We start from the raw sequence: 13,156 nt of genomic DNA, 5'->3' as shown, positions 1-13,156 counted from the left end.
GCTAGAAGCTCGCCTTGGCGGTGGTGATTTCGTCAGCCATCTTCTTCACGGCTTCCTCGGTGGAGGCGGTGCCGGAGAGGACGGCGTAGACGTTCTTGTAGATCGCCTGGCTGATCTGCGGGTAGACCGGGGAGATCGGGCGCGGCTTGGCACCCTTCACCGAGGCGAGGAGTTCCGTGGCGAACGGCATCTTTTCTAGCACAGCCGCGTCAGAATAGGCGGCCTCGTTGACCGGGGCCTGCGAGTAGTCCATGGCCACGTGCTTCTGCCAGTCCGGCGTCGTGGCGAAGTTGATGAACGCGACAGCCCCTGCCTGGTTGGTGGAGTGGGCCGAGATTGCCAGGTTCCAACCGCCGAGCACGCCGGAGGCCTTGCCGCCTTCCCATGCCGGCAGCGGCGCGACCGCGAAGCTGGACGCCAGCGGTGTCGCGTTCAGCAGGCGGTACACGTGCGGCCAGTTGCGCTGGTACCCGAAGTCGCCGGACTCGTAGGCGAGGCGGGCCGGGTCTTCGTTGTAGGTGAGGACGGCGCGGTCTGCTGAGCCGTTCTTGAGTCCGTCGCTCATGAAGTTGAGGACGTCGCGGGTTTCCTTGGAGTCGATCGTGACGTCGCCCTGGTCGTTGAGGACTTCGCCGCCTGCGCTGTAAAGCATTTCGAGGAAGTTCACCGTGAGGCCCTCGTACTGCTTGCCTTGGTAGACGTAGCCGTTGCCGGGAGCCTTGGCGGCTTCCGCGTAGAGCTGCTGCCAGGACTCGGGCTTGGCTACCTTGTCCTTCTGGTAGTAGATCAACCCGGCGTTGGTGAAGAACGGCGAGCCCCAGTACTTGTCCTGGTACTTGGTGGTTTCCACAGTGGAGGGAATGAGCCGGTCCTTGTTGGCCTCCACCAGTTTGGTCTGGTCCAGCAGCCAGCCCTGAGAGGCGAACTCGGAGGTCCAGATCACGTCCGTGACGAAGAGGTCGCACTCCGTGGACTTACCTTCGAGCCGCTGCACAATCTGCGTGCGCGCCTCATCAGTGGTGGCGCCGATCTCGGTGTACTTGGCCGTGACCTTGCCGTTCCCCTTCGTGAACGCCTCCGCCGTGCCCTTGTAGATACCGCTCGCGTCCTTGACGCCGCAGATGTTCACGGTACCGCTGGCATTAGCGCCCGACGCCGGATCGGCAGCTGCCGCTTGCTCGGCACCTTGGGGTGCGGCTCCCCCGCCGCACGCGCTGAGGAGGAGGGCTGCGGCGATTGCGGTCGCCGCTAGGGTTTTGCGTTTTGCGGCTTTGTTCTGGAGCGGGAGAGCAGGTCGGTTCAAGTCCACAAGTGGCTCCTTTGGTGGCTGTGGGTGGGTGGCGTTCAGTGCGCGTTTGGGCTGTCCCGCGTCCTGAGGGGTGGCTTCTTTGCCGGTGGTGCATATGGTTCGTGGAATCGATTCCAAATGTGTTCAAAAGAATCGGTCTTGCGGCCGTGGAATCGATTCCAAAGTAGTGTGACAGGGACCACGGAGAGCTGTCAACCCTCTTTATTTGGTGGAGTCCCGGATGACGAGTTCGTGCGGGAGGAAGGTTCTTCCCTTGCGATGTGAACCCTCGATTGTCATTCGTTCCAGGAGTTCAGCGAAGGCTACGCGGCCCATTTCGTAGGCTGGTTGCCTTACGGTGGTCAGCTCCGGAACGCACATTTCCGCCTGGGCTGAGTCGTCGAAGCCTGCTACGGCGATGTCCTCCGGGACCTTTAGGCCTGCATCGGTGAGTTCACGGACGCAACCCGCGGCGACTACGTCGGTGCCGCAGAAGACGGCGTCGGGAAGGTCTTTCTGTCCCAGGAGTTTCTTTGTGAGTGCTCTGCCCGAGTGGAAACCGAAGTTGCCTTCGCCGAACAGGATCTGGTCTTGTTCCAAGCCTGCTTCCTTGAGTGCCTGGCGGAAGCCTTCCTCACGCAGCCGACCCGAGCGGGCTCCCCTGTGGGCGAGCATGGCCAGCTTCTTGGCGCCCGTGTCGATCAGGTGTTTGGTGATGTCGTAGGCTGCCTGACGGTCATCGATGGAGACCCCGAAGGCCGCCTCAGCATCGACAATTTCACAGACCTGGATCACACTCAGTTGCTCGGCGACTGAGTTGACCTCGTCGTCCGGCATGGTGGGCGAGAAGATTACGAGGCCGTCTACCGATCCGTTTCTCAGCATGTCCACGAGTTGCTGTTCGCGGTCGCGATCCCCGTCTGTGGCGGCGATAAGGCTGACGTAGCCATTGTCCGCGGCCGCGTCTCCTACGCCCCGGAAGACTTCGCTGATCACGAGGGAGTCGAGGTTCTTCGCTAAGGCCAGGACCCGCATTGTGCGGTCTCTTCGGAGATCCCTTGCTGAGGCGAGCGGACGGTAGCTCAGCTCCTTGATGGCAGCGTTAACCTTTTCCTTGGCCGACGCACTGACAGCCGAGCTCCCGTTCAAGACGCGTGAGACCGTCCCTACGGACACACCCGCAGTCCTGGCGACGTCCTGAACTGTCGCTCGAGCCATTCGATTATCCTTCCTCGAGCCGTTCGACCGCTTCTGCGCAATTGCCGTGGCATGCCCAGCGGCGCTCCTCAGCTTAGCCGCAGCACGAGCATCGAACTGGACTGACGGTCAGTCGAAGTTCGACCGCTGAAGTGAACACGGAAGAGGCGTTGGGGTACCGACTTGGTGATTGCTCGGGGCGCACGCCACCACAGGCGTCATCACGAATGGATATGCCGCCCAAAGTCTCGTTAGAGGCGTGAACTCATCCAAGTTGAGAAAATCAACAATGAGACAGTTTGCTTGGACGTCGCAAGGCCTTGGTTCGGAGGCATACCGATTCACCGAGGCCTTACGAGAGGGGTCGCATTAAAGGATCCTTTGACGCGACGGAACTGACTCCGAGCACGCGCAGTCTGAGCGAAGTCGTTGGTGATGCTAGCAGGCCGCTGCACAATCGAAATTACTCGCTTTGGACATGGGGCTCGATCTTATCTAAGTAGCTCACTGCACATCTCGTCAGACGAGCTAATTCGGACGCATCTTGTCGTGCCGCGATCGGACGGATTGCTCGGCATTCCGGGGCTTAGATGACTGTTGGTCTGGCCCCCGTTCCTCAGGGCGTCCTGCTCGGAACATCCCGAGGCGAACTGATTCGCAACGTGTTAAAGCTAGTTGGACCGGTGGACACCCGATTGGATTAGGGCTGCCGGCTCTGCGGCTAAGCCACTTGTCAGCGATGGTCGAAAGGGAGCCCGTCGTAGGTTACTTTTCGACCGTCACAGGAGGTCAAGTTCGCACTACCTGCGGCGGGGCACCGTTGAAACCGAAGAGGTAGGGACCATCTTCGCGATGCTCCCTACCTAAAGATCTCAAGCGCCGAACTGACGCAGATTCTTATAGACAGGTTCCTTGGAGAATGAGTCCTTGAGTCGGTCAAACAGCGTCTCCATAGCGCGATCAGCCTGCTCAGGAGTGAGGGAGATGTCGTCACTGACCATGGAGCCTCCCCCTAGATCGATGCGGATATCGGCATCCGCACGACTCACCCTAGCGTTCTTGCCCTGACGCTTTGACGCCTTGGTTGTTGCCATTTCAACCTCCTTCGTTGAAAAGATTCTACGGGGTCGAACTTCGCTTCAACAGACGGCAGGCCTTCCGAAGCAGATCCTTGGCTGTGGTGCCTGCCATTCGAGCAAGACGCCCGAACCTAATCCCGGTTTTCGCGACGCCGCGTGGGACATTCGACAGATAGACGGCGAGCAGAACGAGGATGGCACAGGCAGCGATGGGAACACCAGTCCAGACCACATCCCTCGCCAACTTCTCCAGCGGGAAGGCCACGGCTACACCGGCCGAAATGAGAACGGCCGTGCAGCAGATCAGAATCAGCCTCAAGGGCTGCAGCAGCGTTGCAAGCGTCCTGTGCTCCGGCGCCCTTGCCATCCAAGACAGAAACAAGGCGGGGCCAATGAGAATGAGCGACACAGCTTGGGACGGAAGGGACCTCGTCGTCAGGATTTTCCAGTCCCAGAACTTCTCCCCGGCCACGAACATCGCGAACACGGCAAGAGCTACCGTGGCAATGATTGTGAATGAGAGGATACCCGCACCAGCGGGAGCGACCCTGGCTCGAACAATCGCACCTGACGTCGAACGGAGAGGCGTGAACGCGACGTGGGCGCTTGCACGCGGCCCGCTAGGCGTGTCCTGAAAGGGTTGTCTGACGGGCTCACCGGCGAAAGTCTCGGTCACCTTTAACTGTTTGACAATGAGGCCAGCGGGAGCTTCGAATTCCACGTGCTGGCTCCGGGCGAGTCCTACGTCGGGCATCGAGAAGTCGATCACTCCGACCCGGTTCCAAGGCGAAGGAGTAGGCAAGTCACGGTCGTAGGAGAATTTCAGGACCACCCGCTGGCCGACGAGATCCGAGTCCACGACAGCTACGAGCAGGAAATGGTCCAAGAAACCCTTGGCGATCTCCTGGATGAGCTCCGACACGTCCGCGGCGTAGCCCTTTGCCTGGGCAGCCACCACAATCCCGGCCTCCAGACGTGCCCGTTGTTCATCGCTGCCCGTTCCAGGCTGGAATGCCACGACATCCTGAAGGAGAGTGAAAAGCTTCGCGTCGTGGGCCTCGGCCAACCCGCCGGGGGTTGCGTCGAGCATGAAAAGGAGCATCTCCGCCGAGAGCCTTGAATTGTCTCGGGCACCGAGAATGGGCAGTGGGTGACCTGATGGATCCTTTGTCGTGACTCTGCGAAGAGCGCCTTTCTCAATGAGGGCAAGAGGAACGAGAACTTGGACCTGCGCATTTGTCAGGGGAATTTGCAGGTCTTTAGGAACAGTCACATCGAATGAGACCGAGCGGCGGGTAGTGCCGCTCTCCCCGAGGGCCAGTGAATCGACGCGACGGTGCACCCACTGAGAGGATCCCAGTAATAGCATTGCCAATGGAGCACCGCGAGAGATGTCGTCTTTGATTACGGGCCAGTCGATCACGTCGGTCACCTATCAACACTACAGACCAGCTCTGACACTTTCCGGCAGCGCGGAGCCGTGTCGAAAAGTGTGCTAGAACTAGGCAAGGGCGCATCGTCGAGCCTGATCGGTAAGCGCAGACAGATACGGCCGCGCGGGGCGGTGAGTCCTGGTCCTGATGGGCCCCTGATCAGAGGATTTATGCCTCCTCGGCTAGGGTTGGTGGCTTTGTTTGTCCTCGGACGGCATCTCGCGGTTTGGGCTTGCCATTAGTGTCACAAAAAGTTCGCTTTGAGCTGTCTGCATCTCTCCGACGAGGCCGCTTAGTCTCCCAGCGCGTTCCGGGTCCGTCAGCTCCGACCAGTCCAGGATGAGTTCCCGGAAGCGCTGGAACGACGAAAATGAGTAATTAAAAAGCATGTCGCTGTATCTCTTCTCCACTGCAGTCGGCTTGCTTTCCAAAGTGTCGACTACCAACAACTCAGCGAAGCGACAAAGTAAGCCGCCCAACAATCGAATCATGGCGCGGCCTTCACCTCGTTGACTGGTGTTCAGCGACCACATGTTGGTGGCGTCACTCATACTTTTCTGCCACGCTTCCAGTCCAGCTGTATCAAGCGTGGTAGCGAGCACATTTTGAGTGGTTCTATAGGCGGCGGACATAGCCGCAAGCTCCCGTTCGAGCCGCGAGGCGGACAGCTGATTGGCAAACTGCTCTTCAGTCAGCTCTTGTAGTTTTTTCATCTCATTGGCGTGATGAACCTCCAACTGTGCCAGCTGCGCAGCAAGTATCCTTCGCTGGTGCCTATTAGACATAACGAGTACCGAAATCGCCACCACGGCACCGACAACGGTGCCCCAGAACCCAACCCAGGCAGTAGCGTCGATGCCCCAGAGTTCTCCAAAACGAAATCCGCTTGACATAGGTGGAGTCTAGAGGGATGTCCTAGACCCGTAGTAATGCCCTTTGATAGAAGCTAGACGTTACGCTCTTCGATATGACTGCACACATCGTCGGCCATGCACCCGTCCCGACGAGTGATCCGAAGCCCTCTGCCGGCCGGCCCGGGGTCACGGCCTTGGGTGTTCTGAAGGAACGCGTCTACACCGCACAGACTGTGAATGACTACTACGGCATCATCGAACAACTCACGAAGAATACTGCCAAGTTCAGCGTCCACGGATCTGTTCATAACTCGAGGCACCCCGTTCGGGCCCGCACATGCGAGGGCATGCAAGCCGCCAAAGCCCAGGGCCGGCTCAGCCGCAAACAACTGGTGTTACGGATGATGGACAGACACCGAGATGATCAGACCCTAGAAGGGTGCCACAACGACATCGACGGGGCGACGGCATGAGTGCCCTGCCCGGTGGCGCCGCGGACAAGCTCGGTAACCAGTTTGAGTCCTGGTGGACACTCAACCGGGTGTCCGCACTGCTACGCAGCGAGGCGTCGCGCATGAGAATTGAGCCTCCGGGTGATGAGGGGGAAGGAATAGAGTTCTGGATCGAGGAAGGCGGCGTCCGATGGTGTGAGCAAGTGAAGCACGTTCCATCCACAAGGAACTGGACTCTTGGAGCATTAAAGGAACGAAAGGTCCTTTCCCGGGTCCTTCGTCATCTGGAGGACGGCCACAAAGTCCGTTTGGTCCTGTCCACTCCTGCATCCGATCTTGCCGACCTGACGTCACGGGCTCGAGTTGCAGCGAACCTCCCAGAGTTTCTGGCAATCGCGGCCGGATCTTCCGAATCGCATCTGGAGGCAATCGCAGCCCACTGGGGCATCCCCCACGATGCTGCATGGAGACACCTCCGGAATATCCAAGTTGAGCAGCACACAGAGCATGACTTGGAATCGCTCGTACGAGCCAAGTACGAATTGCTCGTCAGTGACAACCCTGAAGTCGTCATGAATGAACTCAGCGGTTGGCTGGTTTCCCGGCTCCACCGGACAGTGACCGGACCGGAAGCTTGGGCGCATCTGCAGAAGCAGGGGTTCAACCGTCGGCACCTTGTAGGGGATCCGAGCACACTCGAATCCCTCTTGGCCACAATCGAACGGCATCACCGGAGGACATCACAGCTCAGACCTTCCACTGCCCTGCTAGACCACGCTCGCATCGACGGCGTCATCAATTGGCTGGTATCTACAGAAACAGCCGGGCAACAGATTCTTCTACTTCACGGGGACGCAGGGTCGGGCAAATCAACCCTCGTCGATAACGTCCTCGAACGACTCACTACTATGGGCTGGTTCTGCGGCATACTAAGCATGGACAGGACGTCCCCCGGTATACACACCTCAAAAGCACTCGGCGAAGCAGCTGCGCTATCCGCTTCACCGGCAGTCCTACTTTCGGGTGTGTCAGATGGTTCGGCAGCCGCGCTGTTCATCGACCAGCTTGATGCGGTTGCCACCTATAGCGGCCGAATGCAGGACAACTACGATGCTGTCGACGACGTGTTGTCCGAAGCTGCCGCCCATCCAAACCTCAGGTTGGTTCTCGTTGTCCGCAGCGTAGATCTTGAGGAGGATCCCAGACTCGGCCGGTTGCGTGCGGACAAAGAACGGGTCGCGGAACTGAGGATCGACAGGTTCACTCCGGCCCAGGTAACCGAAGCGCTGGAACGGTCCGGCCTTGATCCAAAAGGTATTGATGTACCAACCTTGAAGCTGCTTGAAGTGCCCCTCCACTACGCGATCTTCAGTCGACTGGACGAATCCGAAAGGTCCGGGGCCTTTTCGACCCTCCCCGATCTTTACGACCGCTTCACGGCACAAGTAATACGCGACGTACGAGCCCGGATAGGTTCTCTTGACTGGCTTGCCATCACCGGACGGCTGGTCACACACATGAGCCGGAACGAAGTACTGCGGGCCCCTGCAGCCATACTGCGTTCGGCAGATCCAGCCGAAGTGGACGCGCTGATATCGTCCGGTGTGCTCTTTAAGGAAAACTCGTCAGTCTCCTTCTTCCATGAAACTTACTTTGACTACTTGTTCGCAGAGGCATTCATTGCCGAGGGCGGAGATCTGGAACAGTTTCTTTTGGCGTCCGGCCAAGCCCTGTTTCGGCGTGCCCAGACCAGGCAGGTACTTGAATACCTGGCCAAAACGGACCGGATGGAGTTCATTTCCACCGTCGTGAGACTGCTTTCCAGCCAATCGATCCGGTCCCACCTGCTGGATATTCCCCTAGTGCTCCTGCGTCAGTGGGATGCCACGGCAGAGGACTGGCGCGCCGTCAGAACCCTTGCCTTCGGACCCTCCCGACGTTCCCGACAATTGCTAGGACTCCTGTCATCCCCATCTTGGTTTGATGCGGCCGATGCCGCCAGCGACTGGGAAGCTATGCTGGCTGACGAGGACAAACTCCCTGTAATCGCTAACCAACTCATTTCTGCCGCTCGAGTCAGGCCAGAGCGAGCAGCCCAGCTGGTCAGACCACACATCGGCGAATCTGAGCTATGGAAGTCCATCTGTGCCGCGCTGGTGACATGGTCCCTCTCCCCCGGCCTCGCACCGTTGGCGGTCGAACTACTGGAAGCAGGCCAAGTTGACGGAGTCAGGGGCCCTATTGCGGCCAACAGCGATTTTTGGACCATCCTCTACTCCCTGGCCGAAGAGGCCCCCGCAGCCGCGGCCAGCGTCGTCGGCGCCTACCTGCGCCGTGCCACTGCCCTGTCACACCGGGACGGCATCACCGACCCCTTCGACACTGACCACCTGCCCAACAGCTCCTCGTCGGGGGGCGAAGACATCATCCTTAAGGTCGCATCAGGTGCGCCGGAGCACTTCGTTGCCGAGGTACTGCCCTTCATCACGAGCTTGTTGGGTGACTCAGCCGAAGCCAGCGAGGATGGCGGTTTACTGCACGGAACCCGTTGGCACTACCGGTTCCCCGGCGAACCCACCGGGATCGATGATGCACTGTTCTTCGGCCTGGAGACTGCGCTGCGAACCCTCCCTGCTAAACGAGAGCCGGAACTGCTGGAACTACTCCGCCCACTGATGACCAGCGAGGTGGAGGAATTGCGTTTTCTTGCCTGCCGCGCACTGGCCACCCATCCCATGGCGAATGAATCCATCCAGTGGCTGACTTCGGACACGCGAAACTTAGAGCTGGGATACATGAACAGTTCCAGGTGGGCCACCCGCGAGCTAATAGAGTCCGCCACGAAAAGCTGCGAGCCAGGTCTCCTGGAACGGCTAAGCGACGTCCTGCTCAGCTACTACACGGACTATGAGAAGAGCCCCGCCGGGCGTACTTCATTCGGGTTCGCCCAGTACGAGCTGCTAAGCGGCATTGACCCCAACCGCAGAATCCCCTCGGTCAACCAGCGTCTACAGGAACTAGAACGCAAATTCGAGAACCGGTCGCCGACAGCACCAGTTCCTGTGACCGCGGCAGTCGTAGGATCTCCCGTACCAGAGTCGGCGCGCGGCATTCTCACCGACGCCCAGTGGATCGACGCAATCCACACCCATGAAAGCGATACGGTCGATTGGTCAGACCATGGCGGACCCCGTGGGGGCATACGCGAGCTGTCAGTGGTGCTGGGTCAGCAGGCAGCGGAGGAGCCAGCCCGCTTCGCAATCCTGGCACTCAACCTAAACGATCCTCGTCATGCAGTTCATGTGGGGTCAATCATCCGCTCCGTAGCCGGGAAAATACCCATCGAACTGTTCTCACGGCTGTGCGTGCACGGACGCCAACTAGCCGGACAGGATCTGGGCCGAGACATCTGCAGTGGTGTCCGCGACGTGGCTTCCGAGGCAACAGACGACCTGATCGAGTTGATCATCTCCTGCTCATCAGATGACGACCCAGCCCGTGAAACGGCTCGTACCGCAACCGGGACCGGTCAATCCTTGCATAGCGGAGACCTGTCCATGGCGGGCCTGAACTGCACCCGGGGCGCTGCCGCCGGTTGTCTGGCCCGAGTCCTTTTCACGCAACCGCACCGCTCCGAACAGATCTTGCAGACCGTGCGAAAACTAGCAGGGGACCCGATTATGGCCGTCAAGGTGCGCACCGCAGAAGCCATTCTCACCTTGCTTAACACACTGCCGGATGAAGCGCTGGATATCGCCGAGAGAATGTTTGCAGACTCCCCGGCCGAACTCACCAACGCACGCGAAACGGCCGAACTCCTGAAGCATGCCTGCCTCAGGCGCCCACGTGCCTTCGCGCCCCACCTCCATCGTGCGCTTGTGGCCGATGAAGCCACGGCTAAGAGGGCGGGGTACGCGTGGATAGCAGCATTTGTAAACGGCGCTTTGGAGACCCCAGCCCCCAGCGAAGTTTCCAGCCTTAGTGCAGCCGCCCGTACTGGGGTCGCAAAGAGCCTCTTCCACTCCCCCGGAGCTGCCCTGGAAATCTTGATTCAACTTTTGAACGACGATGATGACGAGGTTCGCAAGAATGCCGCACGCGCCGTCCGCAAAACCCACGAACTGACCCCCGAATCAGCAGAAATGCTAGTGTATGAATTCATCCGAAGCCCCGCTTTCACAGAACATATGGAGAACCTTTTCGCCTCGCTGGACCGCAGCAGAGTCCTCCTGCCGCTATCCACGATCGAGGCCTGCGAACGGGCCGTAAATGTTAAAGGGGATGACTTGGGGGACTTGAGACTGGACGGGGCGCTCATCAGCACACATCTCATAGCGATCACCCTACGCCTATACAAGCAAGGGAACGCCGAGGTCCGGGGCCGCTGCCTCGATGTCATCGACCGGTTGTCAGACATTGGGGCATACGGACTGGAAGGATCCTTGGATCGCGAAAGAGTCTGAGAATGCGGCGGGCGTATTTGGACCATACGATGACCGTGTCGAAAATCGCCGGCCGACAACGGCCGACGAGTGAATTTGGAGATCACATTGACTGCTCTTGTTATACCAACAAGACGCACGCCTCGTCACGTTGGTGCCACGGCCGCCTGGATGACAACTAAGCGACCAGTTGCAGTGCCCGTGCTGCACACACCAAGAGAATTGCGTCGCTCGATAGTTAGCTTGCAGGTGACTCAGCGCATGGACACGCGTACGCGCCCTCATAACGGCCCAGACGAAGCTAGCCTTCCAGATCGGGCAAGTGCATGTCGCAAATAGCTTCCCTCGAAGCGCTCCGAACGTCGCGGAGAAGTTGAAAACGGCATCCAAACGATCGACAAGACTGCGAATGGATAAATCGATTTCTCTGATGTGAACGGCCTGAATACCCGACTGGAACAGATTTAAGGCTAATGAGAGTCCCGCCTCAAAATCGGCCACTACTTTGACAACAACAGCACCTCATCTACATCAGCTCCCGGGACCCTACGTACTTTAGGAGAGCGCCCCCGAACAGTGCCTGAAATCAAGATAGGGGCGGCGTGATTCGCCTGGAACAAGCGGACTCATCCGCGATCTTCAGGTTGGGCCCAAGCGATGTTCGCTGACTCCGACGACACCACACATGACGCCGGTCGGTAACTTGGTGCTCATCCAGTTGATGCTGGGATATGCTGCCCGGAGTTGTGGCAGAAGACTCATGGGGGCCTGAATGAATGCAAAGACGCCGCTCATCTTTGGTCGGACTTTGGTGGAGCTGATCCGGGCACGGCATCCGATTCTTCTTGTTGAGACCCATGAGGGCAACCGTGTGATCGCCGCAGCGGAGGCTGTCGCGATCAGCCCTGACATTCGCCGGCCGCGGAAAGTCGTCACCTACACGGTGTCAAAAGGCCTCCACACTCCGGGCCAGGCTGGGAAACCCACGGCACCGGACGCGGCCTTGACCGAGGCCATCAAGGCGCCCGAACCGACAATCTTTGTGTTCTTCGACCTGCACCATTTCCTTGGCTCACAAGGCCGCCCTGCCGAACCCGCCATGATCCGCGCGGTTCAGGATGCTGCCCTGGCGTTCCGCACCGGCGAGGTCCCGCACACGCTGATCATCGTCTCCCCCGGGCTAACCCTCCCGACGGACCTGGAGAAAGAGGTCACGGTCGTGGATCTGCCGTTGCCGACCGCCGGGGAAATCGAGGGCGTGTTGGACGAGATCGTCGGCGCGAATGCCGCGTCGATCGTCGTCGACCTGTCCCCCGATGACCGTCAGCGACTGATCCAAGCCGCTCAAGGCCTTACCTTGGGTGAGGCAGAGAACGCTTTCGCCCGGGCAATCGCTTCAGACCGCAGGCTGGATGCCTCCGACATCGCGCTGGTCCTGGACGAGAAACGCCAAACGATCCGCAAGTCGGGTCTGCTGGAATTCATCTCCCCGGAGGGGACCATGAATGATGTCGGTGGTTTAGAGAACCTGAAGAAGTGGCTGAACAAGCGCAACGGTTCCTGGCTGCCCGAAGCTCAGCGCTGGTCGATCCCCGCACCCAAGGGTGTCCTCATCACCGGTGTCCCTGGCTGCGGAAAGAGCCTCACCGCCACCTGCATGGCCACACTCTGGGGACTGCCGTTGCTTCGCCTGGATGTTGGCCGCGTCTTCTCCGGTCTGGTGGGTTCAAGCGAACAGAACATGCGCGGCGCCCTGAAGCTCGCCGAGGCCGTGTCGCCGTCCATTCTGTGGATCGATGAGATCGAGAAAGGCTTCGGCTCCAGCGGCAGCGGCGACTCCGGAACCAGCCAACGGGTGTTCGGAACGTTCCTGACGTGGATGCAGGAAAAGAAGAATCCCGTTTTCGTCATCGCTACAGCCAACAAGATCGACTCCCTGCCCCCAGAGTTCCTCCGCAAGGGCCGCTTCGACGAGATCTTCTTTGTGGACCTTCCCACCAAGGAAGAACGAGTCCACATTTGGCGGATCCAGCTGGAGAAGCGCCTCACCACCGACTCCGCAGCCAGCGGTGACTTCGAAACCACCGAAAGCTCGTTGGAGCTCCTCGCCGAACTTACTGAGGGCTTCTCCGGGGCCGAAATCGCCGAAGCTGCTGTCAGCGCCTGCTTCGAAGCATTCTCGGAACGTCGCATGCTGAACGAAAAAGACTTACGCCGCGCCATCGCCAACACCGTCCCTCTATCGGTCACCCAAGCCGAGCAGATCAAAGGCATCCGCGATTGGGCCTCGACGCGTGCCGTGGCCGCTACATCCATCAGTGCCCGAGAGGAATACTCCACCACCGGGGCCGAGGCCAGCACAGACGTCAATTCCTGGCGCGGCGGCCGCCAGATCGATTTCTAGGCGGACC

Annotated in this window: 8 protein-coding genes; 3 read left to right on the top strand and 5 right to left on the bottom strand. The window is 59.5% G+C overall.

Annotated elements, in window-relative coordinates:
* Nucleotide 1: 1 nt before the first annotated feature.
* The 5 genes from FQP90_RS08950 to FQP90_RS08930 form a co-directional block, all read right to left on the bottom strand.
* Nucleotides 2-1,309: an ABC transporter substrate-binding protein gene (locus tag FQP90_RS08950; protein ID WP_144649375.1), complete on the bottom strand. Its 1,308-nt coding sequence runs from the start codon at nucleotides 1,307-1,309 to the stop codon at nucleotides 2-4.
* Nucleotides 1,310-1,510: 201 nt separating this feature from the next.
* Nucleotides 1,511-2,506: a LacI family DNA-binding transcriptional regulator gene (locus FQP90_RS08945; protein ID WP_144649374.1), complete on the bottom strand. Its 996-nt coding sequence runs from the start codon at nucleotides 2,504-2,506 to the stop codon at nucleotides 1,511-1,513.
* Nucleotides 2,507-3,357: 851 nt separating this feature from the next.
* Entirely contained in the window at nucleotides 3,358-3,579 is a 222-nt protein-coding gene (locus FQP90_RS08940) for a hypothetical protein (protein ID WP_144649373.1), read from the bottom strand.
* A gap of 25 nt (nucleotides 3,580-3,604) precedes the next feature.
* Complete coding sequence (locus FQP90_RS08935) at nucleotides 3,605-4,996, bottom strand: hypothetical protein (RefSeq protein ID WP_144649372.1); 1,392 nt, start codon at nucleotides 4,994-4,996, stop codon at nucleotides 3,605-3,607.
* Nucleotides 4,997-5,179: 183 nt separating this feature from the next.
* Nucleotides 5,180-5,890, bottom strand: coding sequence for a hypothetical protein (locus FQP90_RS08930; protein WP_144649371.1), 711 nt, complete (start codon nucleotides 5,888-5,890; stop codon nucleotides 5,180-5,182).
* 74 nt (nucleotides 5,891-5,964) lie between these two features.
* Between FQP90_RS08930 and FQP90_RS08925 the strand changes: the two genes are divergently transcribed.
* The 3 genes from FQP90_RS08925 to FQP90_RS08915 all read left to right on the top strand — a co-directional run bounded on the left by FQP90_RS08925 (nucleotide 5,965) and on the right by FQP90_RS08915 (nucleotide 13,149).
* A complete protein-coding gene (locus FQP90_RS08925) occupies nucleotides 5,965-6,324 on the top strand; it encodes a hypothetical protein (RefSeq protein WP_144649370.1) in 360 nt (119 codons plus the stop codon).
* The gene (locus FQP90_RS08920) at nucleotides 6,321-10,766 is read left to right on the top strand and encodes an ATP-binding protein (protein ID WP_144649369.1); all 4,446 of its coding nucleotides are present in this window, start codon (nucleotides 6,321-6,323) and stop codon (nucleotides 10,764-10,766) included. The genes FQP90_RS08925 and FQP90_RS08920 overlap by 4 nt, the downstream gene beginning before the upstream one ends.
* Nucleotides 10,767-11,517: 751 nt before the next feature.
* A complete protein-coding gene (locus FQP90_RS08915; protein WP_144649368.1) occupies nucleotides 11,518-13,149 on the top strand; it encodes an AAA family ATPase in 1,632 nt (543 codons plus the stop codon).
* Nucleotides 13,150-13,156 lie beyond the last annotated feature (7 nt).

The organism is Paenarthrobacter nitroguajacolicus (assembly GCF_007786235.1).
Taxonomy (GTDB): domain Bacteria; phylum Actinomycetota; class Actinomycetes; order Actinomycetales; family Micrococcaceae; genus Arthrobacter; species Arthrobacter nitroguajacolicus_A.
The sequence above is the reverse complement of the archived record's forward strand: the minus strand, read 5'-3'. Positions and strand labels throughout refer to the sequence as shown.

Bases quoted from the DNA above. Each gene is read 5' to 3' on its own strand.
- FQP90_RS08945 (WP_144649374.1), bottom strand. From the start codon at position 2,506: ATGGCTCGAGCGACAGTTCAGGACGTCGCCAGGACTGCGGGTGTGTCC.
- FQP90_RS08940 (WP_144649373.1), bottom strand. From the start codon at position 3,579: ATGGCAACAACCAAGGCGTCAAAGCGTCAGGGCAAGAACGCTAGGGTG.
- FQP90_RS08930 (WP_144649371.1), bottom strand. From the start codon at position 5,890: ATGTCAAGCGGATTTCGTTTTGGAGAACTCTGGGGCATCGACGCTACT.
- FQP90_RS08925 (WP_144649370.1), top strand. From the start codon at position 5,965: ATGACTGCACACATCGTCGGCCATGCACCCGTCCCGACGAGTGATCCG.
- FQP90_RS08920 (WP_144649369.1), top strand. From the start codon at position 6,321: ATGAGTGCCCTGCCCGGTGGCGCCGCGGACAAGCTCGGTAACCAGTTT.
- FQP90_RS08915 (WP_144649368.1), top strand. From the start codon at position 11,518: ATGAATGCAAAGACGCCGCTCATCTTTGGTCGGACTTTGGTGGAGCTG.